This is a genomic window from Actinomycetospora sp. CA-053990, from assembly GCF_050948445.1.
Taxonomy (GTDB): Bacteria; Actinomycetota; Actinomycetes; order Mycobacteriales; family Pseudonocardiaceae; genus Actinomycetospora; species Actinomycetospora callitridis.
In genome coordinates this window covers 5,457,299-5,481,685 of record NZ_CP192043.1, presented here as the reverse complement: position 1 = coordinate 5,481,685, position 24,387 = coordinate 5,457,299, and the positions used below count along the sequence as shown (strand labels likewise).

Annotated in this window: 22 protein-coding genes and 1 pseudogene; 16 read left to right on the top strand and 7 right to left on the bottom strand. The window is 75.0% G+C overall.

The genetic code is table 11. The features are described 5' to 3' along the window. Positions 1-45 precede the first annotated feature (45 nt). Both purN and purH read left to right on the top strand, forming a co-directional pair. Complete coding sequence (purN, locus tag ACQPYN_RS27905) at positions 46-663, top strand: phosphoribosylglycinamide formyltransferase (protein WP_433039076.1); 618 nt, start codon at positions 46-48, stop codon at positions 661-663. Then, positions 660-2,255, top strand: a complete 1,596-nt coding sequence (gene purH, locus ACQPYN_RS27900; RefSeq protein ID WP_433029968.1) for a bifunctional phosphoribosylaminoimidazolecarboxamide formyltransferase/IMP cyclohydrolase — start codon at positions 660-662, stop codon at positions 2,253-2,255. The genes purN and purH overlap by 4 nt, the downstream gene beginning before the upstream one ends. On the opposite strand, the gene ACQPYN_RS27895 is transcribed toward purH, so the two are convergent. Both ACQPYN_RS27895 and ACQPYN_RS27890 read right to left on the bottom strand, forming a co-directional pair. Next, positions 2,252-2,845, bottom strand: coding sequence for an alpha/beta hydrolase fold domain-containing protein (locus ACQPYN_RS27895; protein WP_433039075.1), 594 nt, complete (start codon positions 2,843-2,845; stop codon positions 2,252-2,254). The two genes, purH and ACQPYN_RS27895, sit on opposite strands and share 4 nt — an antisense overlap. A 3-nt stretch (positions 2,846-2,848) precedes the next feature. Continuing rightward, positions 2,849-3,166: a hypothetical protein gene (locus ACQPYN_RS27890; protein ID WP_433029966.1), complete on the bottom strand. Its 318-nt coding sequence runs from the start codon at positions 3,164-3,166 to the stop codon at positions 2,849-2,851. Positions 3,167-3,247: 81 nt separating this feature from the next. Here ACQPYN_RS27890 and ACQPYN_RS27885 point away from each other — a divergent pair, with 81 nt between their 5' ends. After that, a complete protein-coding gene (locus ACQPYN_RS27885) occupies positions 3,248-3,592 on the top strand; it encodes a chorismate mutase (protein WP_433029964.1) in 345 nt (114 codons plus the stop codon). A gap of 157 nt (positions 3,593-3,749) precedes the next feature. Here the strand turns inward: ACQPYN_RS27885 and ACQPYN_RS27880 are convergent, their stop codons facing one another. Further along, positions 3,750-4,325, bottom strand: coding sequence for an NAD-dependent epimerase/dehydratase family protein (locus ACQPYN_RS27880; RefSeq protein ID WP_433029962.1), 576 nt, complete (start codon positions 4,323-4,325; stop codon positions 3,750-3,752). A gap of 204 nt (positions 4,326-4,529) precedes the next feature. Here ACQPYN_RS27880 and ACQPYN_RS27875 point away from each other — a divergent pair, with 204 nt between their 5' ends. The 3 genes and pseudogenes from ACQPYN_RS27875 (at position 4,530) to ACQPYN_RS27865 (ending at position 10,727) form a co-directional block, all read left to right on the top strand. Next, positions 4,530-5,351 carry a hypothetical protein gene (locus ACQPYN_RS27875; protein ID WP_433029960.1) on the top strand — a complete coding sequence of 274 codons (822 nt, stop codon included), beginning with the start codon at positions 4,530-4,532 and terminating at the stop codon, positions 5,349-5,351. Between the two features lie 52 nt (positions 5,352-5,403). Then, positions 5,404-7,113: pseudogene (locus ACQPYN_RS27870) on the top strand (DNA polymerase Y family protein). Between the two features lie 50 nt (positions 7,114-7,163). Next, the gene (locus ACQPYN_RS27865; RefSeq protein WP_433029958.1) at positions 7,164-10,727 is read left to right on the top strand and encodes an error-prone DNA polymerase; all 3,564 of its coding nucleotides are present in this window, start codon (positions 7,164-7,166) and stop codon (positions 10,725-10,727) included. Between the two features lie 83 nt (positions 10,728-10,810). Here the strand turns inward: ACQPYN_RS27865 and ACQPYN_RS27860 are convergent, their stop codons facing one another. Beyond that, positions 10,811-11,473, bottom strand: coding sequence for a GPR1/FUN34/YaaH family transporter (locus ACQPYN_RS27860; protein WP_433029956.1), 663 nt, complete (start codon positions 11,471-11,473; stop codon positions 10,811-10,813). A 200-nt stretch (positions 11,474-11,673) separates the two neighbouring features. Between ACQPYN_RS27860 and ACQPYN_RS27855 the strand changes: the two genes are divergently transcribed. From ACQPYN_RS27855 to ACQPYN_RS27830, 6 genes are all read left to right on the top strand, one after another. After that, positions 11,674-12,261 (top strand): hypothetical protein, encoded by a 588-nt coding sequence (locus tag ACQPYN_RS27855; RefSeq protein WP_433029954.1) that lies wholly within the window; start codon positions 11,674-11,676, stop codon positions 12,259-12,261. A gap of 32 nt (positions 12,262-12,293) precedes the next feature. Continuing rightward, positions 12,294-13,331, top strand: a complete 1,038-nt coding sequence (locus ACQPYN_RS27850; RefSeq protein WP_433029952.1) for a DMT family transporter — start codon at positions 12,294-12,296, stop codon at positions 13,329-13,331. Positions 13,332-13,335: 4 nt separating this feature from the next. Next, positions 13,336-14,187, top strand: a complete 852-nt coding sequence (locus tag ACQPYN_RS27845; protein WP_274194266.1) for a bifunctional methylenetetrahydrofolate dehydrogenase/methenyltetrahydrofolate cyclohydrolase — start codon at positions 13,336-13,338, stop codon at positions 14,185-14,187. 7 nt (positions 14,188-14,194) lie between these two features. After that, positions 14,195-14,620 carry a DUF3017 domain-containing protein gene (locus tag ACQPYN_RS27840; RefSeq protein ID WP_433029950.1) on the top strand — a complete coding sequence of 142 codons (426 nt, stop codon included), beginning with the start codon at positions 14,195-14,197 and terminating at the stop codon, positions 14,618-14,620. Positions 14,621-14,731: 111 nt separating this feature from the next. Beyond that, positions 14,732-15,943, top strand: coding sequence for an NADP-dependent isocitrate dehydrogenase (locus ACQPYN_RS27835; RefSeq protein WP_328311156.1), 1,212 nt, complete (start codon positions 14,732-14,734; stop codon positions 15,941-15,943). A gap of 182 nt (positions 15,944-16,125) precedes the next feature. Continuing rightward, complete coding sequence (locus ACQPYN_RS27830; protein WP_433029948.1) at positions 16,126-17,412, top strand: AI-2E family transporter; 1,287 nt, start codon at positions 16,126-16,128, stop codon at positions 17,410-17,412. Positions 17,413-17,442: 30 nt separating this feature from the next. Here ACQPYN_RS27830 and ACQPYN_RS27825 read toward each other — a convergent pair whose 3' ends face one another. Then, positions 17,443-17,862, bottom strand: coding sequence for a DoxX family protein (locus ACQPYN_RS27825; protein WP_433029946.1), 420 nt, complete (start codon positions 17,860-17,862; stop codon positions 17,443-17,445). Between the two features lie 61 nt (positions 17,863-17,923). Next, on the bottom strand, positions 17,924-18,421 hold the full coding sequence (locus tag ACQPYN_RS27820; protein ID WP_433029944.1) for a GNAT family N-acetyltransferase: 498 nt from the start codon (positions 18,419-18,421) through the stop codon (positions 17,924-17,926). Between the two features lie 104 nt (positions 18,422-18,525). On the opposite strand from ACQPYN_RS27820, the gene ACQPYN_RS27815 reads away from it, so the two are divergent. Then, positions 18,526-19,071: a TetR family transcriptional regulator gene (locus ACQPYN_RS27815; protein WP_433029942.1), complete on the top strand. Its 546-nt coding sequence runs from the start codon at positions 18,526-18,528 to the stop codon at positions 19,069-19,071. Positions 19,072-19,137: 66 nt separating this feature from the next. Here the strand turns inward: ACQPYN_RS27815 and ACQPYN_RS27810 are convergent, their stop codons facing one another. Continuing rightward, positions 19,138-20,310 carry an MFS transporter gene (locus tag ACQPYN_RS27810; RefSeq protein WP_433029940.1) on the bottom strand — a complete coding sequence of 391 codons (1,173 nt, stop codon included), beginning with the start codon at positions 20,308-20,310 and terminating at the stop codon, positions 19,138-19,140. Between the two features lie 155 nt (positions 20,311-20,465). Between ACQPYN_RS27810 and cofG the strand changes: the two genes are divergently transcribed. The 3 genes from cofG to ACQPYN_RS27795 are packed head-to-tail and all read left to right on the top strand — an operon-like array spanning position 20,466 to position 24,327. Next, complete coding sequence (cofG, locus tag ACQPYN_RS27805) at positions 20,466-21,782, top strand: 7,8-didemethyl-8-hydroxy-5-deazariboflavin synthase CofG (RefSeq protein WP_433029938.1); 1,317 nt, start codon at positions 20,466-20,468, stop codon at positions 21,780-21,782. Then, the gene (locus tag ACQPYN_RS27800; RefSeq protein ID WP_433029936.1) at positions 21,779-22,864 is read left to right on the top strand and encodes an FO synthase; all 1,086 of its coding nucleotides are present in this window, start codon (positions 21,779-21,781) and stop codon (positions 22,862-22,864) included. The genes cofG and ACQPYN_RS27800 overlap by 4 nt, the downstream gene beginning before the upstream one ends. Beyond that, positions 22,861-24,327, top strand: a complete 1,467-nt coding sequence (locus ACQPYN_RS27795) for a flavin-containing monooxygenase (protein ID WP_433029934.1) — start codon at positions 22,861-22,863, stop codon at positions 24,325-24,327. The genes ACQPYN_RS27800 and ACQPYN_RS27795 overlap by 4 nt, the downstream gene beginning before the upstream one ends. Positions 24,328-24,387: the final 60 nt, after the last annotated feature.

Here is a 24,387-nt window from a genome sequence, read left to right as displayed (position 1 = left end):
ACGCCCGGCCCGGGAGCAGCGCTGACCACCACCGAGCAGCACCGGCTGCGACTGCCGGCGCCCGCCCGCGTCGTCGTCCTGGCCTCCGGGTCGGGGAGCCTCCTGCAGGCCCTGCTGGACGCCGGCGAGGACGAGGGGTACCCGGCGCGCGTGGTCGCCGTCGTCTCCGACCGCTCGGCCGTCGGGGCCCTCGACCGCGCGACGGCGGCGGGCATCGACACCGTCGTCGTCCCCCCGGCCGAGCACGCCGACCGCGCCGGGTGGGACGCCGCGCTGGCCGACACCGTCGCCGCCGCAGAGCCCGATCTCGTCGTGTCGGCGGGGTTCGCGCGGCTCTTGGGAACGGCGTTCCTGGCGCGGTTCGGGGGGCGCACGATCAACACCCACCCCGCCCTGCTGCCGGCGTTCCCGGGCGCGCACCCGGTGCGCGACACCGTCGCCTACGGCGTGAAGGTCACCGGCGCGACTGTGCACCTGGTCGACGCCGGGGTGGACACCGGTCCCGTCCTGGCGCAGGAGGCCGTGACCGTGGAGCCGGACGACACCGAGGACACGCTGCACGAGCGCATCAAGGTGGTGGAGCGTCGCGTGCTCGTCGAGACCGTGGCGGCGCTCGTCCGCCACGGCGCCACCGTCACCGGACGAGGAGTGAGAATTCCGTGACCGCCACCGAGTCCCAGGCCGCCGCCCGGTCGGGCACCGACGGCCGCCGCCCGATCCGCCGCGCCCTGGTCAGCGTCTTCGACAAGGCCGGCCTGCTCGACCTGGCCACCGGGCTGCACGCGGCCGGCGTCGAGATCGTCTCCACCGGGTCGACCGCGGGGCGGATCGCCGACGCGGGCGTGCCGGTCACGCGCGTCGAGGAGGTCACCGGGTTCCCGGAGTGCCTGGACGGGCGGGTCAAGACGCTGCACCCGCGGGTGCACGCTGGGCTGCTCGCCGACACCCGACTGCCCACGCACACCGAGGCGCTCGAGTCGCTGGACATCGCGCCGTTCGACCTGTTGGTGGTCAACCTCTACCCGTTCACCGCCACCGTCGCGTCCGGCGCGTCGCCCGACGACTGCGTCGAGCAGATCGACATCGGCGGCCCCGCGATGATCCGCGCGGCCGCGAAGAACCACGAGTCGGTCGCCGTCGTCACCGACCCGACGCGCTACGCCTGGGTGCTCGAGCAGGCCGCCGAGGGCGGCGTCCCGCTGTCCGACCGCCGGGCGCTCGCCGCCGAGGCGTTCCGCCACACCGCGTCCTACGACGTCGCCGTGGCGTCCTGGATGGGCAACGTGCTCGCCCCCGACGGGGAGGGTTCGCCGTTCCCGGGGTGGGTCGGCACGACCGCGCGGCGCCGCGCCGTGCTCCGGTACGGGGAGAACCCGCACCAGGCCGCCGCGCTCTACGGCGACCCGGAGAACACCTCGGGCATCGCCGGCGCGACGCAGCTGCACGGCAAGGAGATGTCGTACAACAACTACGTCGACACCGACGCCGCCTGGCGCGCCGCGCACGACCACGACGGGGTCTGCGTGGCGATCATCAAGCACGCGAACCCGTGCGGGATCGCGGTCGGCACCGACGTCGCCGAGGTGCACCGCCGGGCCCACGCCTGCGACCCGACCAGCGCGTTCGGCGGGGTCATCGCCGCCAACACCGAGGTCTCGACGGCCATGGCCGAGACGGTCTCGGAGATCTTCACCGAGGTGATCGTCGCCCCGTCCTACGCCGACGGCGCGGTGGACATCCTGGCCCGGAAGAAGAACATCCGGGTGCTCACCGCCACGTGGACGCCCTCGCCCGCCGAGCAGCGGGCGATCTCCGGCGGGCTGCTGCTCCAGCAGCGCGACGCCGTCGACGCCCCGGGCGACGACCCCGCGCACTGGACCCTGGCCTGCGGCGCGGCGGTCTCGCCGGAGCAGCTCGCCGACCTCGCGTTCGCCTGGCGCGCCTGCCGCGCGGTGAAGTCGAACGCGATCCTGCTCGCCCACGACGGCGCGACGATCGGCGTCGGCATGGGGCAGGTCAACCGCGTCGACGCCGCCAAGCTCGCCGTCGCCCGGGGCGGCGACCGCGTCGCCGGCTCCGTCGCCGCGTCCGACGCCTTCTTCCCGTTCCCGGACGGGTTCGAGGTCCTCGCCGAGGCTGGCGTCGCCGCCGTCGTCCAGCCCGGCGGCTCGGTGCGCGACGAGCTGACGATCGAGGCCGCGAACAAGGCCGGCGTGACCATGTACTTCACCGGGACCCGCCACTTCGCCCATTAGGCGGGCACGTCCCACCGCTCCCGCAGCCACGCCCCCGCCCGGGCCAGCGCCGCGGCCGCCTCGGGGTAGACGCCGACCCCGAGCTGGAAGAAGTGCTGCATCTGCGACCAGACGTCCAGGGTGACGGGGACGTCGGCCAGCGCCGCGAGGCGCGCCACAGCCAGGGAGTCGTCGAGCAGCACCTCGTGGCTGCCGACCTGCACGAGCAGCGCCGGCCACGCCGTCGCGACGGTCTCCGGCGCCGCGAGCACGGGGGAGGCGGCCGGGTCGGTGGCGGCGTGGCCGTCGAGGTACTCGCCCGCCATCCGCGTCAGGCTCTCGTGGCTGCACTCCAGGTCGACGTCACCGCGGGCGGCGAACGAGGCGGACGAGCAGGTCAGGTCCGCCCAGGGCGACATCAGGTACGCCGCCGCCGGGCGCGGCAGCCCGGCGCGGGCGGCGGCGAGCAGCGTCTCGAGGACGAGGCCGCCGCCGGACGACTCCCCGACGAGCACGAGGCGGTCCGCCGGGACGTGCTGCTGCTCGAGCAGCCAGCGTGCGGCCCGGACCGCGGCGTCCACGTCCTGCGGGTAGGGGTGCTCGGGCGCCAGCGGTTAGTCGAGTAGCAGGACCCGGGCGTCGAGCGCGCGGGCCAGGTGGCCGGCGAACTTGTGCCGTGACCTCGGCGAGGTGATGACGTGCCCGCCGCCGAACAGGTAGAGCACGGTGCTCGTGGGCGCGGGTCCCGACGCCTGCGCCCACACCCCGGCGACGCCGCCGTCCGCGACGGTCTCGTAGGTGATCCCCTCCGGCGTCGCGCTGAGGTCCTCGGCGTGCTCGCCCGCCGTGCGCTGGGCGGCGAGCGGGAGCTCGGCCATCCTCGGCGCCTGTCGCACCATGTCGGCGAAGCGCTGTGCCTCGGCACTGACCACGGGTCGTCCTCCTCCGGGTGCTGGCACGATGGAAGCGCTACGTGGCCCTCCGTACGGCCATGAGGAGTACGGTAAGCCGCCGTGTCCGACCCGTCATCACTGCGCGTGGATCCCGAGCTCGCGGCCCTGCGCGGGGAGCTCGACGGCATCGACGAGGCCCTGTTCGCCCTCGTGCGCGACCGGATGCGCTGCATCGAGCGCGTCGGGGCGATCAAGGCGCAGGCCGGGATGCCGGTGTTCCAGCCCGGTCGGGCGGCCGAGGTGCAGCGTCAGGCCGCGGCCCGGGCGCGGGAGCACGGCCTCGACGAGGGCTTCCTGGTGCGCCTGGCCGACATGCTCATGGAGGAGGCCATCCGGATCGAGGAGGCCGTCGTCGCTCAGGCCGGGGCGTCGAAGGACGAGCCCGCGAACTCGCCGCCCACATAGGAGTCGGTGTCGACCGGACGCCGGTCCACCTCGCCGGCGAACACCTCGGCGTCGTCCTGCGGGCGGTAGCCGATCTCGTGCGCGCCGGCGAGCGCCCACCGCCGCCGGATGTTGGCCGAGACGCCCCAGACGATGCGGAAGCCCGGGGACGGGCAGGTCAGCGACGCCTCGACCAGCCGGCCGCAGTCGTCGGGCGAGAGCCACGTCGACAGCCCTCGGGCGTCCGTGGGGCGCTCCCGGCACGTCCCGATCCGCAGCAGACGACGTCGAGGCCGTAGCGGTCGTGGTACAGGCTGCCGAGGGCCTCGCCGGCCACCTTGCTGACGCCGTAGTAGGTGTCCGGCCGGGGCGGGAGGTCGTCGGGCACGGGGTCGACGGCGGGGTGGAAGCCGGCGGCGTGGTTGCTGCTGGCGAAGACGACGCGCGGGACGCCGGCGCGCCGGGCGGCCTCGAACACGACGTAGGTGCCGTGGATGTTGGTGGCCAGGATGTGGTCCCACGCCTCCTCGCCGCTGTGCCCGCCGAGGTGGACGACGGCGTCGGCTCCCGCGCTCGCCGCGACGAGCGCGTCGAGGTCGGTGACGGAGGCGGTGACGACCTCCTCGTCGGCGCCCACGTCCTCGGGGGTGGCGATGTCGAGCAGGCGCAGGGTGCGGCCGGGGCGGGCGAGGCGTTGGCGCAGGTAGCCGCCGATCCGTCCGGCGGCTCCGGTGACGAGGACGCGCTCGGTCATGGTCCGAGCCTGCCCGGCCCGCGGCGGCGGGGCGAGCCGTGGGCCGCTGCGGCGACGAGGAGCGGACCGGACCTGTCCTCGGTGAATGCTTCGGTTTCCGAAGCTTTCCGTCGGTCGGGGTGATCCCGGCCCGCAGGGCTCGGCGGTTGTCGGGGGTGTGGGTTAGCGTTCTCCTCGTTCGAACACGTGTTCGAGGAGGCGCTCATGGGTGGTGCGTCGTCGTTGCTCGACGAGCAGGGTTCCCCGTCGCGGCGGTGGGCCGAGCTCGGGGTGGTGCGTGCCTCCGAGCTGCGGGGTCGGCGGGGCAGGACGCGAGGGTCGGCGCCGGCGGAGGAGCCGGTGGTCGAGCCGGTCGCGGAGTCGGCGGCGGAGTCGGTGGCGGCGCCCGTCAGCGGGCCGTCGCGGGTCGAGGCCGAGGGCAGCGCGGTGCTGCCGGTGATGGGCCCGCTGGCCGGGGTCCTGCCCGGGGGCGGGCTGCGGCGCGGGTCGGCGGTGGCCGTGTGCGGCTCGACGTCGCTGCTGCTCGCGCTGCTGGCCGAGGCGTCGCGGGCCGGGGCGTGGTGCGCGCTGGTGGGCCTGCCCGACCTGGGGATCCAGGCCGCCGCCGAGGCGGGGCTCGACCTGTCGCGCACGGCGCTGGTGCCGCGTCCCGGTCCCCGTCCGGCGGCGGTGGTCGCCGCCCTGGTCGACGGGGTGGACGTGGTCGTGCTCGACACCACGCTGCCGGGGGTGCGGTGGCCGGCGGGGGACCGGCAGCGGCTCGGGGCCCGGGTCCGTCAGCGGGGGCGGTGCTGGTCCCCGTGGGCGCGCCGGGGACGTGGCCGGGCGCCGAGGTCGAGCTGCGGGCCGAGGGCAGCGCGTGGGCCGGGCTCGGCGGCGACGGCACGGGACGGTTGCGCTCGCGACGCGTCCGCGTGCGCTGCGCCGCCCGCGGCCGTCCCGGCGAGCAGGAGGTGCCGGTGCTGCTGCCCGGCCCCGCCGGGGAGTGCGCGCCGGACGGCGAGCTGCCGATCGGGGCGCCGCTGACGGGTCCGCCGCGCCCGGTGCCGGACGAGCCGACGCGCATCGGGGCGGTCGGATGAGCGCGCCGGCGCGGGTCCTGGCGCTGTGGTGTCCCGACTGGCCGGTGGTGGCCGGCGCGGCCGAGGCCGGCCTGCCGCCCGCGCGGCCGGCCGCGGTCCTGGCGTCGCACCGGGTGGTGGCGTGCTCGGCGACGGCACGGGCGCAGGGGTGCGCCGGGGCTGCGCCGTCGCGAGGCCCAGGCCCGCTGCCCCGACCTCGCGGTGCTCGCCCGCGATCCCGAGCGCGACGCCCGGGGCTTCGAGCCGGTCGCCGCGGCGGTCGAGGAGCTGGCGCCCGGCGTGGAGGTGGTGCGTCCCGGGCTGGTGGCGCTCTCGGCGCGCGGGCCCACCCGGTACTTCGGCAGCGAGGAGATCGTGGCCGAGCGCCTGGTCGACCACGTCGCCGCGCGCGCCCGCGTGGAGTGCCAGGTGGGGGTGGCCGACGGGCTGTTCGCCGCCGGGCTCGCCGCGCGTCGCTCGCTGCTGGTGCCGGCGGGGGAGAGCCCGGCGTTCCTGGCGCCGCTGCCGGTCACCGAGCTCGAGCTCGAACCGGGCGTCGAGCCCGACACCGCGGGTGCCGACGACGACGCCAGCGCCGCCCGCGCGGAGCTGATCGGCCTGCTGCGCCGCCTCGGTCTCGGCACGCTGGGCGCCTTCGCCGAGCTGTCGGCCACCGACGTGGCCTCGCGCTTCGACGCGGCCGCGGTCCGGGCCCACCGGCTGGCCCGCGGGCTCGACGAGCGCCCGCCCTCCCGCCGTCGCATCCCCGACGAGCTCACCGTGGAGCTCCCGCTCGACCCCCGGTCGACCGCGTCGACGCCGCCGCCTTCGCCGCCCGCTCGCTCGCCGAACGCCTGCACGAGGCGCTGGGGCGGGCGGGGCTCGCGTGCACGCGCCTCGGGGTGCAGGCGCGCACCACCGAGGGCGACGAGCTGGCCCGCGTGTGGCGCTGCGCCGAGCCGCTGACCCCGAACGGCACCGCCGACCGCGTCCGCTGGCAGCTCGAGGGCTGGCTGTCGCGTCGAGGAGAGGGGGCGGGGCGGTCCGACGGCGGGCTCACGGTGCTGCGTCTCGTGCCGGAGGAGGTCGTCGAGGCGGGGCGGCTGCAGCTCGGCCTCTGGGGCGAGGTCGGGGTGGCCGACGAGCGCGCCGGCCGGGCGCTGGTGCGGGTCCAGGGCCTGCTGGGGCCCGAGGAGGTGCTCACCGGGGTGTCCGGTGGCGGGCGGGGGCCGGGCGAGCGGATCCGGCTGGTGCCGTGGGGCGACGAGCGCGAGACCCCGGGCGTCGATCCGCAGGCCCCCTGGCCCGGCGCGTTGACCGCGCCGTCGCCGGCCCGGGTGCCGCCCGAGCCGCTGCCGGCGCGGGTGCTCGACGCCGACGGCGCCCCGGTGCGCCGGGCCACCCGTGGTCGTCTCTCGGCGCCGCCCGCGCACGTGGCCCTCGGCACCGACCCGGCGGCACCCACCGCGCCGGTGCGGGCCTGGGGCGGCCCGTGGCCCGATCCCGGCCGCTGGTGGGACCCACGGTCCGCGCCCGGGGGCAGCGTGCGCATCCAGGTCGTGTGCGCCACCGACGCCGACGAGATCGCCGCCGGCCGCGACCCCGAGCCCGACCCGGCCGCCGACCTCGCGCCCGACCCGGTGGCGTCCGGCGCCGACGCGGTGGGACGCGCGCTGCTGCTCGTCCACCGCGGCGAGCGCTGGGCGGTGGAGGGGATCTATGACTGACGGACGCGGAGCGCCGGGGAGCCGGGACGTCGCCGAGGGAGGGATCTGACGTGGGGTGGGGCAACCCGCCGGTGAGCTGGTCGGAGATGGAGCGCCTGCTGTCGGGACGTCCCGCCGACGGGCCCAGTCTGCAAGGGCGGGGCAACGGGACGCGGAAGGCGATCCAGGGCGACGCGGCGCAGCGGAGCGCGGCCAGGAGGGACGGCGAGCCGCACGAGGGCCACATCGGCCCCTGGCCGCCGGAGGACGGGTCGGAGGACGGCTGGGTCCGCGATCCCCTGGCCTTCGACGACAGCGAGCGGATCGACGGCCCCGGCACGCTCCGCCCGCCGCGCGACGAGCAGTTCCCCGGCGACGGGGGCGACAGCCCGGCGTGGTCGCGGCACCGTACACCCTACCGGTCGCCGGCGGGGGCGCGCCCGACGGGCGTCACCGTCCCCTACGCCGAGCTGCACGCGCACTCCAACTTCAGCTTCCTCGACGGCGCGTCGCACCCCGAGGAGCTGGTCGAGGAGGCCGCGCGGCTGGGGCTGGAGGCGATCGCGCTCACCGATCACGACGGCATGTACGGCGTGGTGCGCTTCGCCGAGGCCGCGCAGGAGCTGGGGGTGCCGACGGTCTACGGCGCCGAGCTCTCGCTGGGTCTGTCCGCACCGCAGAACGGCGTGCCCGATCCCGAGGGCGACCACCTGCTGGTCCTCGCCCGCGACCCCGACGGCTACCGGGCGATCTCGCGCGCGATCACCGAGGGGCAGATGCACACCCACGGGGAGAAGGGGCGCCCGGTCTACGACGCCGAGCGGGTCGCGGCGACGCTCGGCGGGCACGTCCAGGTGCTGACGGGGTGCCGCAAGGGATCGGTGCGCCGGGCGCTGGCCGCGGAGGGGGCGGTCGGCGCCGCCCGCGAGCTCGACCGTCTCGTCGCCCTGTTCGGCGCCGAGAACATCGCGGTCGAGCTCACCGACCAGGGCCTCCCGGACGACACCGAGCGCAACGCGGCGCTGGCGGGGCTCGCCGCGGAGGCCGACCGGGGGCGCGGCCTGCGCACGGTCGCCACCACCGGCGCGCACTACGCCACCCCCGACCGCGCCCGGCTCGCGGCCGCGCTGGCGGCGGTGCGGGCGCGGCGCAGCCTCGACGACGCCGAGGGCTGGCTGCCGCCGGGGCCGGCCCACCTGCGCTCCGGGGCGGAGATGGCCGAGCGCTTCGCCCGCCACCCGCAGGCCGTCGCCCGCGCCGCGGAGCTGGGCCGCGAGTGCGCGTTCTCCCTCGACCTGCTGGCGCCCGAGCTGCCCCCGTTCGCGGTGCCCGACGGCGAGACCGAGGCGAGCTGGCTGCGCCGGCTGACGTGGATGGGGGCCGCGCTGCGCTACGGCGACCGGATGCGCTCGCCGCGGGCCTTCGAGGTGATCGAGCACGAGCTCGGGGTCATCGAGAAGCAGGGCTTCCCCGGCTACTTCCTCATCGTCGCCGACATCGTGAAGTACTGCTCCGATCATGACATCTACTGTCAGGGTCGGGGGTCGGCGGCGAACTCGGCGGTGTGCTTCGCGCTGGGCATCACCCACGTCGACGCCGTCGAGATGAACCTGCTGTTCGAGCGGTTCCTCTCCCCGGAGCGCGACGGCTACCCCGACATCGACCTCGACATCGAGTCCGACCGCCGCGAGGAGGCCATCCAGTACGTCTACGCCCGTTACGGGCGCGACCGCGCGGCGCAGGTCGCCAACGTCATCACCTACCGGCCGCGCTCGGCGGTGCGCGACGCGGCCCGCGCGCTGGGCTTCGCGCAGGGCCAGCAGGACGCGTGGAGCAAGCAGATCGACCGGTGGGGGCCGGGTGCCGAGCTGGCGGGGCAGGTGCCCGAGATGCCGGCGGCGGTCGCCTCCCTCGCCGAGCAGATCGCGGGCTTCCCCCGCCACCTGGGGATCCACTCCGGCGGCATGGTCATCTGCGACCGCCCGGTCGACCAGGTGGTGCCCGTGGAGTGGGGACGGATGCCGGGGCGCAGCGTCATCCAGTGGGACAAGGACGACGCGGCGGCGGTCGGGCTGGTCAAGATCGACCTGCTGGGCCTGGGCATGCTCTCGGTGCTGCACTACGCCGCCGACCTCGTCGCCGAGCACCACGACGTCCGCGTGAAGCTGCACGAGCTGCAGGCCACGGACGAGTTGGTCTTCGCGATGCTCGCCGAGGGCGACTCGGTGGGCGTGTTCCAGGTCGAGTCCCGGGCGCAGATGGCCACGCTGCCCCGCCTGCGGCCACGGGAGTTCTACGACCTGGTGGTCGAGGTCGCGCTCATCCGTCCGGGGCCCATCCAGGGCGGCTCGGTGCACCCCTACATCCGGCGACGCAACGGCCTGGAACGCATCGTCTACGACCACCCGCTCTGCGAGCCGGCCCTGGAGAAGACGCTCGGGGTGCCGCTGTTCCAGGAGCAGCTCATGCAGCTCGCGGTGGACGTCGCGGGCTTCTCCGCCGCCGAGGCCGACGAGCTGCGGCGCGCGCTGTCGGCCAAGCGCTCGAGCGAGCGGATCGAGCGGATGCGCGAGCGGTTCTACGAGGGGATGGCCGCCAACGGGATCACCGGGGACCTCGCGGACACGATCTTCGGCAAGACCAAGGCGTTCGCCAACTTCGGCTTCCCGGAGAGTCACTCGATCAGCTTCGCGTCGCTGGTCTACGTCAGCGCCTGGTACAAGTTCTACTACCCGGCCGCCTTCTGCGCGGCGCTGCTGCGCGCCCAGCCGATGGGCTTCTACTCGCCCCAGTCGCTCACCGCCGACGCCCGCCGCCACGGGGTGGTCGTGCTCGGCCCCGACGTCCTGGTCTCCGCGGACACCCCGGGCCTGGAGCCGCACCAGGACAGCACGGGCGGGGTCGCGGTGCGGCTCGGGCTCGCCGGGGTGCGGGGGATGGGGGACGAGGTGGCCGCCCGGATCGTGGCGGAACGGGAACGGGAGGGTGCCTACCGGGACGTCGCGGACCTCGCGCGCCGCGCCGAGCTGCCCACCGCGCAGGTCGAGGCGCTGGCCACCGCCGGGGCGCTGCGCTGCTTCGGGCTCGAGCGCCGCGAGGCGCTGTGGGCGGCCGGCGCGGCGGCGGCCGGGGTCGGCGTGGTGCGCGACGGCGTGCGTCACGACCGCCTGCCCGGCACCGCCGTGGGTCTCGAGGCGCCGGCGCTGCCGGGGATGAGCGCGGTGGAGCTCACCGTCGCCGACGTCTGGGCCACCGGCCTCACGCCCGACAGCCACCCGGTGACCCACCTGCGCAACGCGCTCGAGGAGCGCGGCGCCTACTCGGTCGGCGCGGTCGCCCGCGTGCCCGAGGGCGAGCGCATCGAGGTCGGCGGGGTGGTCACCCACCGCCAGCGGCCCGCGACCGCGGGCGGCACGACGTTCCTCAACCTCGAGGACGAGACCGGCATGCTCAACGTGGTCTGCTCGGAGGGGCTCTGGGCGCGCCACCGGGTGGTGGCCCGCACCAGCGCGGCGCTCGTGATCCGCGGCCGGGTCGAGCGCGCCCACGACGCGCCGACCGTGGTCAACCTCGTCGCCGACCGCATCGAACGTCTCGAGCTCCGCGTGCCCTCGAGCTCCCGGGACTTCCGGTGAGCCCCGCACGCAGGACGAGGGACGCCCCGACGCCGTCGCCGGCGGTCAGGGCGTCCCTCGCGGTGCGTGGGTGTGAGGCTCGGTCAGCCGCCGATGAGGGCCTTGCCCATCGGCATCGGCTTCCCGCCGGTCGCCTGCCCCATGGCGTCGAGGAACATGTAGACGCCGACCAGGGCGAAGGCGAACACCACGATGCCGCCGACGAACAGCAGGCCCGTCGAGCCGCTCGAGGTCCCCAGCAGCACCAGCAGCAGCGCCGCGTCGATGAGGACGAACAGCACGGTGAACATGGCGGGCAGGCGCAGCGAGGCCACCGTGAGGATGACGATACCGATCAGCCAGGTGAGCAGGAAGGTCTCCTGGGCGCCCGTGGCGACGGCGGTGTCGGTGGAGGTCGGCCCGAACCAGTCCTGGCCCAGCGAGGTCGCCAGCACGGCGAAGCTCAGCCAGAACCCGGTGAAGATGCCGAAGATGGCTGCCGGTGCCCCGGCCCCGATGCGCACCGACCAGACCGTGGCCACCAGCTGCCCGATCCCGGTGCACATGAACAGGATCGGGAGCAAGCCCACCAGTGCGGTGCTCGACGCTCCGGTGAAGCCGACCAGGTAGAGCCCCAGGGCCACCGAGCCGATCACGAATGTCGGGACGCCGACCAGTGCCGGGTTGGCACCGGCTGCGGCCGCCGCTTCGGCTCCGGTGTCCGGGGCCGCGTGTGCCGCGGTGGACTGCTCGTCGATGGTGGTCATCCGCACTCCTTCGTGGGTTGTCGCCCGGGACACCGTCGGCTGACCCGTCCCGTTGGTACGGGTGGGCGCACGGTGTCGCCCCGGTGCCTCACAAGTGTGAGGCGCACCACGCCCTCTACGGCACCGCCCGAACGGAGGGGTACGGCGACAGAGGGCCTCTCCGGCCGCGTCGTGAACCGATCCAGGGCAAGCTGACGACCATGGGCGCACGGCGCGGGAGCGCAACAGTGCTGCGTGAGGTCGCGCGCGGCGTGGTGGGCGGCGCGGTGGGCACCGGGGCGATGGCCCTGACCGCACGGCTGCATCGCGAGCTCCACGCCCGGCGCGACGGCATCCGTGTCGACGAGATCGAGGAGATCCTCGACTACGACGACAGCGAGCACGTCGTCATCGCCGCCTCGACGCTGCTGCAGCACGTGATCGGCTGGGCGCCGCGCTCCGCCCGGGGCCGGCAGACCCTGTTCTGGCTGGTGCACTGGGGCTACGGCTCGGCGGTCGGCGTCGGCCATGTCGCCCTCCGGCGCGTCCTCGGTCGCGAGCCCGGGCCGGGCCTGGCCTTCTTCGTCGGCTGCCAGACGATGGCCCTCGGCCTGTTCCCGGTGCTCGGCGAGACCCCACCGCCCTGGCGGTGGGAGCGCCGCCTGCTGGTGACGAGCATGGTCCAGCACGCGGTGTACGCCGGTGGCGTGGCCGCGGCGAACGCGGCGACGGCCCGTCTCGTCGACACCCGGCCCGTCGACACCTGGCTCCGTCGCAGCGCGTGGTCTCTCCGTCACTCCGGCCGGTAGGAGCCCCACCGCAGTATTACCGTCTCCTGACCGTGGCTCCCCAGCGCTCGCGGACCCTCATCGGCCTCGCCGGGGCCTTCGTCACCGGGGCGTTCATCGTCGGGCAGGCGCGGGTCAACGCCGAGCTCGGCGCCGAGCTCGGTGACGGGATCCTCGCCGCGGTCATCTCGTTCGGTCTCGGTCTGGTGCTGCTGCTGATCCTGGTGGCGCTCCTGCGCCCGGGTCGCCGGGGCCTGCGGCGCGTGGGGTCGGCGCGACGGCGCGGCACCCTGCGGTCCTGGCAGCTGCTCGGCGGTCTGGGCGGCGCGCTGCTGGTGGCCGGCCAGGGCGTCACCGCGCACGTGCTGGGCACGGCGCTCTTCACGATCGCGGTCGTCGCCGGCCAGTCCAGCGGCGGGCTCGTCGTCGACCGCGTCGGTCTCGGGCCGGCCGGACCCCAGGCCACCACGCCGCCGCGGGTCGTCGGGGCGCTGCTCATGCTCGGCGCCGTGGTGCTCTCGGTGGCCCCGTCGATCAGCTCCGACGCCCCCGTCGCCCTGGCGCTGGTCCCGCTCGCCGCCGGGCTCGCCATCGCCACCCAACAGGCGCTCAACGGCCGGGTCGCGGCGGCCGCGGGTGGTGGGGGCACCGGGACCGGCGACGAGGCCGGCGATCGGGAGCGCGACTCGTTCGTCGCCTCCGTGCTGCCCGCCGCGACGATCAACTTCGTCGTCGGCCTGGTCGCGCTCGTGCTCGCTGCGGTCGTCGCGGTGCTCGTGCTCGGCCCGCCGAACCCGCTGCCCGGCGCCTGGTACCTCTACCTCGGCGGCCCGTTCGGCGCGATCTTCATCGGGCTCGGGGCGTGGGTGGTCGGGCAGGTCGGGGTGCTGCTGCTCTCGCTCGGCGCCGTGGCGGGCCAGGTCGTCGGGGCGCTCGTCCTCGACCTCGTGCTGCCGTCGGGCGCCGGGACCCCGGGCGTGACGACGGTCCTCGGGGCACTGCTCACCCTGGTCGCGGCGGCTGTGGCCGCCGCTCCGTGGCCGCTGCGGCGGCGAGGCGACCGGGAGCGCACGGCCGACCTGCCATCATGAGGTCGTGACCGCGACCAAGCTGGACGGGAAGGCCACCCTCGCGTCGATCCTCGACGAGCTCTCCGGACGGGTCGCCGCGCTGACCGCGGCGGGTCGGACCCCGGGGCTCGCCACCGTCCTGGTGGGCGACGACCCGGGCTCGCAGTCGTACGTGCGGGCCAAGCACAACGACTGCGCGAAGGTCGGGATCACCTCGATCCGCCGCGACCTGCCCGCGGACGCGACGCAGGCCGACGTCGAGAAGGTGATCGACGAGCTCAACGCCGACCCGGCCTGCACCGGCTACATCGTCCAGCTGCCCCTGCCGAAGGGCCTCGACTCCGGCGCGGCCCTCGAGCGCATGGACCCGGACAAGGACGCCGACGGCCTGCACCCGACCAACCTCGGGCGCCTCGTGCTCCAGGAGCCGGGCCCGTTGCCGTGCACCCCGCGCGGGGTGGTCGAGCTGCTGCGCCGCTACGACGTGCCGCTGAACGGCGCGAAGGTCACCGTCCTCGGCCGCGGCGTCACCGTCGGACGGCCGCTAGGGCTGCTGCTGACCCTCCGCTCGGTCAACGCCACCGTCACCCTGTGCCACACCGGCACCAAGGACGTGGCCGCCGAGCTCCGGGCCGCCGACGTGATCGTGGCCGCGGCCGGCGTGCCCGGCCTGGTCACCGCGGACATGGTCAAGCCCGGCGCCGCGGTCCTCGACGTCGGCATCACCCGGGGCGAGAACGGCCTCGTGGGGGACGTCGCCCCGGAGGTGGCCGAGGTCGCCTCGTACCTCGCGCCCGTCCCGGGCGGGGTCGGCCCGATGACGCGGGGCATGCTCCTCACCAACGTCGTCGAGCGCGCGGAGCGCGGGACGGAGTGAGCGTGCGGTGACCGCCGTGACCCCGCGCCCGGGACGGCCGTCGGCACCCCAGCCGACGGTCCCTCCCGCGCCGCTGCCCGACGAGAGCCCCACCGAGGTGCTCCCGTCCGCGGCGGGTCGGCACGCCCGCCCGCGCACCACGCGCGCCGAGATGATCCGCAAGGTCCGCGCGCACCTGCCGTTCCTCGCGGTGATGCTCGTCGTGGGCCTCGCGTTCGGTCGCATCGCGCTGCAGCACTGGCGGGAGGGCACCACCGAGCTGGGCCTCGCCCTGCTGCTCGCCGGGGCGCTGCGCGCGAGCCTGACCCGCACGGCCGCCGGCCTGCTCGCCGTCCGCAGCCGCCGGGTGGACATCGTCACGTACGTCCTGTTCGGCCTCGTCGTGATCGCCGTGGCGCTCACGATCACCGGGGGACCGCTCGCCACACGGTGACGTCCGCCCCTCGTGGCCCGCGCGCCCGTTCCGGGTACTCGCAGCGTTGATAGCGTGCGGGCAGGTCGGACGGCGCCGGTGGTCGGCGCCCGCGAGGAGGGCATTCGAGTCGTGGCGAAGATCAAGGTAGAGGGCACCGTCGTCGAGCTCGACGGTGACGAGATGACCCGGATCATCTGGCAGTTCATCAAGGACAAGCTGATCCACCCGTACCTCGACATCGACCTCGAGTACTACGACCTCGGCATCGAGCACCGCGACGAGACCGACGACCAGGTCACGGTCGACGCGGCGCACGCCATCAAGCGCCACGGGGTCGGCGTCAAGTGCGCGACGATCACGCCGGACGAGGCGCGGGTCGAGGAGTTCGGCCTCAAGCGCATGTACCGCTCGCCCAACGGGACGATCCGCAACATCCTCGGCGGCGTCATCTTCCGCGAGCCGATCGTCTGCCAGAACATCCCGCGCTACGTGCCGTCGTGGACGAAGCCGATCGTCGTCGGCCGTCACGCGCACGGTGACCAGTACCTGGCCCAGGACTTCAAGGTGCCGGGCCCGGGCACGGTGACGATCACCTACACGCCGGAGAACGGCGAGGCCCAGGAGCACAAGGTCGCGGAGTTCCCGGTCGACGGCGGCGTCGCGATGGGCATGTACAACTTCAAGGCCTCGATCGAGGAGTTCGCGCGGGCCTCGCTGCAGTACGGGCTCGACCGCAACTACCCGGTCTACATGTCGACGAAGAACACCATCCTCAAGGCCTACGACGGCATGTTCCTCGAGACCTTCCAGGAGATCTTCGAGTCGGAGTTCAAGGCCGACTTCGAGAAGGCGGGCCTCACCTACGAGCACCGTCTGATCGACGACATGGTGGCCCAGGCCATCAAGTCCGAGGGCGGCTACGTCTGGGCCTGCAAGAACTACGACGGCGACGTGCAGTCCGACATCGTCGCGCAGGGCTTCGGCTCGCTGGGCATGATGACCTCGGTGCTCATGACCTCCGACGGCACCGTCGAGGCCGAGGCCGCCCACGGCACGGTGACGCGGCACTTCCGCAAGCACCAGCAGGGCGAGGAGACCTCGACCAACCCGATCGCGTCGATCTTCGCGTGGTCGCGGGGCCTCGCCCAGCGCGGGCGCCTCGACAAGAACGACGAGCTCGTCGAGTTCGCCCAGAAGCTCGAGGACGTCTGCGTGCAGACCATCGAGTCCGGGAAGATGACCAAGGACCTCGCGCTGCTGGTGGGTGGCGACGCGAAGTCGCTCAACACCCAGGACTTCCTAGACGCGATCGACGAGGGCCTCCAGAAGGCGATGGGCTAGAAGGCCATGGGCTAGCAGCCCGATCGGGCTCCCACCCGGGCCCCTCTCCCACCTCGGGAGAGGGGCCCGCGTGCGTCCGGACCCCCGTCCACGATCGGGGGTAACGTCCGGGTCTCGCCGGGCACCCGCACACGCCCGCACCCGGCCGCCGGAGGACTCCCATCGCTGACAGACTCGGCTCCATGGACGAGGCCCCCGCCTCCCGGGACGTCGCACGGGGGGACGCCCCGACCCGTGGGCACCTGATCGGCGAGGGACTCGCCTGGACCGCCCGCTGGAGCCTGCGCTTCCTCATCGTCGCCGCCGCGCTGACGGTCGTCACGCTGATCCTCATCGAGCTGTGGGACATCGTGTTCCCGGTGTTCCTCGGGCTCGTGATCGCGACGATCGTCGAGCCCCCGGTGACGTGGCTGCGGCGCCGCCGGGTCCCCGGTGCGCTGGCGACGGCGCTGGTGCTGATCCTGGGGCTGGCCGCGTTCGGCGGGGTCGTGGCGCTGATCGCGCCGGCCGTGGCCGGTCAGGCGCCGCAGATCGCGCAGGGCGCCGTCGGCGGCATCCAGCAGATCCAGGGCTGGCTGCAGGGACCGCCGTTCAACCTCGGCGCCAGCCAGATCGGCGGGTACGTGCAGGCCGCCGTCCAGCGCCTCCAGCAGAGTGCGGGGCAGATCGCCACCGGTGTCCTCACCGGTCTCACCACCGTGGCCAACAGCGTCATCAATGCGGTGCTCGCGCTGGTGCTCGCGTTCCTGTTCGTCAAGGACGGCCCGACGTTCCTGCCCTGGGTGCGTCGCACGGCCGGCCCGACGTCCGGGGACCACCTCGCCGAGATGGGCGCCCGCAGCTGGCTGCGCCTCGGCGGGTTCATCCGCTCGCAGGCCCTCATCGGCTTCGTCGACGCGGTCTTCATCGGCATCGGCCTGGTGGTCTTCGGCGTCCCGCTGGCGCTGCCCCTGGCGGTGCTGACGTTCTTCGGTGCGTTCATCCCGATCATCGGGGCGTTGGTGGCGGGTGCGCTCGCGGTGCTCATCGCGCTGGTGGTGCAGGGGCCGGCGACGGCGCTCGGGGTGCTGATCCTGATCCTCGTCGTCCAGCAGGTGGAGGGGAACCTGCTGCAGCCGCTGGTCCAGGGCCGCGGTCTCGGGCTCAATTCGGCGTTGGTGATCCTGGCCGTGACGGCGGGCTCGAGCCTCGCCGGCATCGCCGGGGCGTTCCTCGCCGTGCCGGTGGCGGCGGTGATCGCGGAGATCCTGCGCTACTTCGGCGAGCAGATCGACCGGCGCACGGGCGACCGCGAGCAGGGCGCCGGGGACGTCGCGGCGGGGGCTCCCGGGGACGGGTCTGCGCGGGAGAAGCCGACCTCGGTCGCGGGGACGACCACCGTGGGAGCCGACGAGGAGCCGGGCGACGCGACCGCGGACGTTCCCGGCGACGGCACCGTGCGTTCGCGCTCCCGCGCCACCGACGCCTGAGCATCCGGGCCGCGCCCGCGGGTCAGCGGGTCAGCGCCGCCCGCGGGTCCGGAGCAGCGCCACGGTCTCGCGGCGGCGCAGCCACGCCACGACCGCGACGCAGACCAGCACGACGGCGGGGACGAGGACCATCGCGCCGCCGAGCGTGGCCAGGGTGCTGATCACGGCACCGGTCATGAGGACGACGCAGCCGGTGGCGGCCAGGCCGGAGAGCCGGGGGATCAGCAGCCCGATCGCGGCGGCGAGCTCGATGACCCCGATCGTCACCGTCAGCCCCGGCCCGATCCCCATCATCGCGAACCCCTCGACGACCGTCGGGTCGAGCGAGATCTTCCCGAAGGCGGAGAACAGGTACAGGGCGGCCAGCAGGACCTGGAGCACGCCGAGCGCCCAGCGGGCCGACCGCGGGCGGGTCGTGGTCGGGGCGGCGGACGCGGTCGTGGCGCTCATCGTCATCTCCTCGGTTGGACAACCCTTCGGTTTGATATGAAAACAGGAGTGGTTGATATGGTCAAGGGTGGCGGGTCGGGTCGAGGTCGAGCGCGTAGGACTGGCCGAGCACCTCGGCGCCGAACTCGCGGTGGCGCTCCTCGCCGGTGAGCGTGAAGCCGGCGTCGAGGTAGAGACGCCGGGCGGCGGCGAGCGGCTCGTTGGTCCACAGCACGAGGCGCGCATAGCCGGCGTCGCGCGCGAAGTCGATGCAGCACGTCACGAGCTGCCGGCCGAGGCCGTGGCCGCGGGCGCCGGGGTCGACGAGCAGCAGTCGGAGACGCGCGGTGCGCTCGTCCTCGCGGACGCACAGGACGCTGCCGACGCGCCGGCCCTCGAGCTCGGCGATCCATCCGGCGTCGCGGTCCGGCCGGCCGTGCGCCGCGTGGTCGGCGACGATCCGCGCCGTCACGGCCTCGGTGGCCCAGTCGTACTCGCGGGCGTAGAGCTCCCCGTGTGCCATCAGGACCCATCCCAGGTCCCCCGGCCGGTCCATCGCCCGGATCGTGACCTCGCCCATGTCGACCTCCTCACTGAAACGACTGTTTCAGTGAAGCACACTGAGGATGTGAATTTCCTGGCGTGGAGTGCAAGCGAGGACGCAGGGCTTGCACGGTCGTGCCCGTGAACGAGCCCGAGGGGTCGGCGCGGCGGCAGGAGCTGCTCGAGGCCGCGTACGCCTGGGTGCTCGAGCACGGGTGGGCGGGGATGTCGCTGCGCCCGCTGGCCGAGGCGATCGGCTCGAGCCCTCGGGTGCTGCTGTTCCTCTTCGGCAGCAAGGACGGGCTCATCGCCGCCCTGCTCGACCGCTCGCGTGCCGACCAGCTCGCCGTCCTCGACGGCCTGCGCGACGGGCCTGCGGACCTCACGACGGTGGGCGCGCGCGTCTGGGCCTGGCTGGCGGCGCCGGGGCACCGCGCCCTGCTGCGCCTGTGGCTCGAGGCCTACACGCGGTCGGTCGGCGCCGCTCCGGACGCGCCCTGGGCGGGGTTCGCGGCCCGGACCGTCGCCGACTGGGACGCCCTGCTCGCCGCGCACCAGGACGTCGACGACCCGGCCGAGCGCGCCCTGCTGCTCGCCGTGTTGCGGGGAGCGCTGCTCGACCTGCTCGCGACCGGGGACGCCGCCCGCCTCGACGCCGCCGTGGCCGCCCACCTCGCGACCCTCTGACATACCAGCCTGGGGACCATGGTGACGTTGAACGTCAGGAAATCCCCCACGATCACGCGCGGGTCGTCAGACGACGAGGCCCACGACCGCCGCGAGGAGCGTGGCCAGACCGAGCACCAGGAACATGGCGGGGAAGCCGCCGGTGAGGCCGGCGACGGCGACCCCACCGGCCGGCGCGAGCGCGACCGCGAGCGTGACGGGCGCCGAGAAGACGCCGTTGACCCGTCCGAAGGCGCGGGTGCCCCAGCGGTCGGCGACGGTCGAGGCCTGCAGCAGGGTGTGCAGCCCGCGCCCCGCCCCGGCGACCACGGCGAGCGCGATGAGCAGCGGCGCCGGGCCCGGCACGAGGGCCAGGGCGACGACGCCGACTCCGCCGAGCGTGAACACCATCGCGATCCGCGCCCGCGGTCCCGTCCGGCGGACCAGCGGCACGAAGCCGAGCCTGCCCAGCACCTGCCCGGCGCCGGTGAGCCCGAGGGCGAGCGCGGCGAGGCCCAGGTCGAGCCCGCGGCCCTCGAGCAGCGGGACGAGGTTGATCGTCGTCGCGTAGAGCCCGAAGGCGCCGGCGGTCATGACGACCGTGACGGCGACGAAGCGGGGGCTGCGCAGGACGGCGCGGGCGTGCTCGGCGTCGGTCTGCGGCCCGTCCGTCTCGCCGTCGGCGTGATCCCGCGGGCGCCACGACGGCGTGAGCAGCAGCGCGTGCAGCGGGACGGTGACGACGGCGAGGATCCCGGCCAGCACGACGAAGGTGCCGCGCCACCCCAGCGGCCCGACGAGCGCCGCGGTGAGCGGGGCGAAGACGGTGCTGGAGAACCCCGCGACGAGGGTCAGCGTGGTCAGCGCGCGCACCCGCTGCTCGCCGTACCAGCCGGTGATCGCGGCGAACGCCGGCGGATAGAAGGTCGCCGCCTGCGCGAGGCCGGCCACCGCCCACGCCGCGTAGAAGAGCGGCAGGCTCGGGGCGGTGGCGATCGCGAGGGTGGCGAGGACGCCGATCACCGACCCCGTCGTCATCACCAGGCGCGGGCCGCGCCGGTCGATCAGCCGGCCGACGACGATCCCGGCGCCGGCCGAGACCAGGGCGCCGACCGAGAACGCCCCGGTCGCCGCGCCGATCGACCAGCCCGTGTCCGCGCTGATCGTCCCCACGAGCACCGGGAACGCGTAGTAGAGGACGCCCCAGCTGACGATCTCGGTGGCGCACAGCGCGCCGAGCGCGCGGCTCCGGGCGTCCACCCGCCCACCCTGGACCACGCCCCGCCGGCGGGCAGTCCGTGATCGACGCGGATTTCCACGCACCCAGTGCCAGCGTGGACGCAGGGCTTGCACGCCGTGTGCAGACCCACGTGCGGTCGTGGGCGTGCGGGCGGGTCGCGGCGTAGGTTCGGGACGTGGCCGATCTCGGACATCCGGCGGTGCCGCCGCCCGCGCTGGTCGAGCTGGACGAGCCGGCGGAGCCCTCGCGCGCCGAGGTGCGGGCGGCGCTCGAGCGCCTGGTGACAACAGCCCCGACCCTCGCCGACGCCACCACCGTGCTCGCGGCCCGGGGCGAGGAGCTCGAGGTCCTGCTCGCGGCTGCGGCCGCCCGCCGCGACGTGCACCTCGCGGGCGAGGGCCGGCCGGGCGTCGTCACCTACAGCCCCAAGGTCTTCGTCCCCCTGACCCGCCTGTGCCAGGACCGGTGCCACTACTGCACGTTCGCCACGGTGCCCGGGCGTCTCCCGGCGGCCTACCTCGAGCGCGACGAGGTCCTGGAGATCGCCCGCGCCGGCGCCGAGCAGGGCTGCACCGAGGTGCTGTTCACCCTCGGCGACCGTCCCGAGGCCCGCTGGGCGGCGGCCCGGGACTGGCTCGGCGCGCGGAACCTGGCCTCCACGCTCGACCACGTCCACGACAGCGCGGAGGCGGTCCTGCACGAGACCGGGCTGCTGCCGCACCTCAACCCCGGCGTCATGGACCTCCTCGAGCTCCAGCGGCTGCGGTCGGTGTCGCCGTCGATGGGGATGATGCTCGAGACCACCGCGACCCGGCTCTGGTCGCAGCCGGGCGGGGCGCACTTCGGCTCGCCCGACAAGGAGCCCGCCCTGCGCCGCCGCGTGATCGACGACGCCGGCCGCGCGCGGGTGCCGTTCACCACGGGGATCCTCGTCGGCATCGGCGAGCACCGTGCCGAGCGCGCCCAGTCGCTGCTGCTGCTCGCGGAGTCCGCGCGGCGCGGGGGGCACGTGCAGGAAGTGATCGTCCAGAACTTCCGCGCCAAGCCCGACACCGCGATGCGCGGCGAGCCCGACGCCGAGTTCGACGCGTTCGTCGCCGCCGTGGCCGTCGCGCGACTGGTGATGCCGCTCGGTGTCAGCGTCCAGGCGCCGCCGAACCTCGCCGGCGATCTGGACGACTCCGCCAGCGCGGCCCAGGACCAGGCCCTGCTGCTGCGGGCCGGCATCGACGACTGGGGCGGGGTGTCGCCTGTGACCCCGGACCACGTCAACCCCGAGCGCCCCTGGCCGGGTCTCGACGCGCTGCGCCGGGTCACGGGCGGCGCCGGGTTCACGCTCACCCCGCGGCTCACGATCTACCCGCGCTACGTGCGCGACCCGAACACCTGGCTGCACCCGGACCTCGTCGACCCCGTGATCGCCCTGGCCGACCAGCGCGGGCTCGCCCGTGAGCGCCTGCCCAGCCCCCGCCCGATGACCGCCGCCCGATGACCGCTCCCGCCCGCTCCGCGCTCGCCCGCGCGGAGAACGATCCTGCCGGGCTGTCCGACGAGGCCTACGTCGACCTGCTCGCCGCCGACGGCGAGGAGCTCGAGGCCCTGGCGGAGCTCGCCGACGAGGTGCGGCGCGAGGTGGTCGGCGACCAGCTGACGTTCGTCGCCAACCGCAACCTCGACACCGCGGTCGTCCGCGACCCCGAGCACGTCGCCGCGCTCGCCGACGAGGCCTGGGCGCTCGGGGCCACCGAGGTGTGCGTGCAGGGCCCGCTGCCGCCCGACGCCCCGGACCGCGGGCAGCTCGACCTGCTCGCGCTGATCACGGGCCGCGCGCCGCTGCACGTCCACGGTTTCCGGCCCGCCGAGGTGGCCGACGGCGCTGCCCGTCTGGGCCTCTCGCCGCGGGAGTTCCTCGAGACCGCGCGCGACGCCGGGCTCGGGTCGGTGCCGGGGACGGCGGCGCGCATCCTCGACGACGACATCCGCGCGCGGCTCACCGGCGGTACCGACATCCCCGCCGCGCGGTGGATCGAGCTGATCACCACCGCGCACGAGGTGGGCCTGAGGTCGACGGCGACGATGGTCTACGGCCACGTCGAGACCCCGGCCGACCAGGTCGCCCACCTGCGCACCCTGGCCGCCATCCAGGACCGCACCGGCGGGTTCACCGAGATGATCGCGATGCCGATCCCGCCGGAAGCCCTGCCAGCTGGGGGATTTCCTGACGTCCAACGTGAGCATGGCCCCCACGCTGACACCACCCGCGAGACCCGCGCCCTCTACGCCGTCACGCGGTTGCTGCTGCACGGCCGGATCGCGCACGTGCAGGCCGCCTGGCCCAAGTTCGGTCCGGGGCTCACCGAGGCCGTCCTGCGCGGGGGTGCCGACGACGTCGGCGGGCTGTTGCTCGACGGCGTCCTCGACCCGTCCGCCGGCGCCGAGGCGGGCCGTGCGCTGACCCTCGCCGAGGTCGAGGCGCTCGCCGCCGACCTCGGGCGCACGCCGCGCCAGCGCACCACCGTCTACGGCGACCCGCCGGCGGACCGAGTGGCGGTGCTGCGGGGAGGCACCCCGTGACCAGCGCGACGACCGACGTCGACGTCGCGATCATCGGGGCCGGCTTCGCGGGGATCGGGCTGGGGATCCGGCTCGCGCGCCGGCGCCGGGAGTCGTTCGTCATCCTCGAGCGCGCGCACGGCGTCGGCGGCACCTGGCGCGACAACCGCTACCCCGGCGTCGCCTGTGACGTCCCGTCGCACCTCTACTCGTTCTCCTTCCGCCCCAAGCCCGACTGGTCGCGGGTCTTCGCGCCGGGCGACGAGATCCACGACTACCTGCGCGAGTGCGCCCGCGACGAGGGCCTGGACCCCCATCTGCGCCTGGGTGCGGAGATGCAGCACGCGCGGTGGGACGGGACGCGGTGGCGGATCGAGACCTCGGTGGGCGCCTACCGCGCGCGGGTGCTGGCCGTGGCCGCGGGCCGCCTCTCCGAGCCGCGCATCCCCGAGATCCCCGGCCTGTCCGACTTCGCGGGGCCGGTGTTCCACTCCGCGCGCTGGGACGGGGGCGCGGACCTCGCGGGCAAGCACGTCGGCGTCGTGGGGACGGGTGCCTCGGCGGCCCAGATCGTGCCCGCGCTGGCCGGGCGGGCCGCCGGGCTCGTGGTCTTCCAGCGCACGCCGCCCTGGGTGGTGCCGCGCGGCGACCGCGCCTACACCGCGCAGGAGCGGCGCGGCTTCGCCCTCGACCCCGGCGCGGAGCGCGCGCTGCGCGACGAGCTCTTCGACGAGGCCGAGCGGGCGATCGACGCGCGCCGGCGGGTGCGCCCGGACATCGACCGGCTCCGCGACCGCGCCCTCGACCACCTCGCCACCCAGGTGCCGGACGAGGAGCTCCGCGCCCGCCTGACCCCCGACTACGAGATCGGGTGCAAGCGCATCGTCATCTCCGACGACCTCTACCCGGCGCTGGGCCGCGACGACGTCACCCTGGAGCCCAGCGCGCTCGCCCGCGTCGAGAAGTCGACGGCGATCGCGGCGTCCGGCGCCCACCACCGCGTCGACGCCCTCGTCCTCGCCACCGGCTTCTGGACGACGCGGCTGCCGTTCGCGCAGCGCATCGAGGGGCGCCACGGCCTGCTCGCGCAGCGGTGGGCCGGCGGGATGACCGCGCACGCCTCCACTGCGGTGCACGGTTTCCCCAACATGTTCGTGATCAACGGGCCGAACGCGAGCCTGGGCCACAACTCGGCCGTCTACATGATCGAGACGCAGATCGACCACGTCCTCGGCGCGCTCGACCACCTGCGGACCCGGCCCGGGACCTCGCTGGAGGTCACCGCCGAGGCCGAGGAGGCCTACACCCGCGAGATCGACGCGATGAGCGAGGACACGGTCTGGCTGCAGGGCGGGTGCGCCAGCTGGTACGTCGACGAGACCAGCGGGCGGCTGACCCTCCTCTGGCCGGGTACCGCGCGGTCGTTCCGGGCGCGCAACGGGACGTTCGACCCGGAGCCGTACGGAGGCGGCGCACCTGCGTGAACGGCGCGTGAGGGTCAACGACGCGGGGTAGTCGGTCCCCGCGCGGGCCGGTCGGTCCGC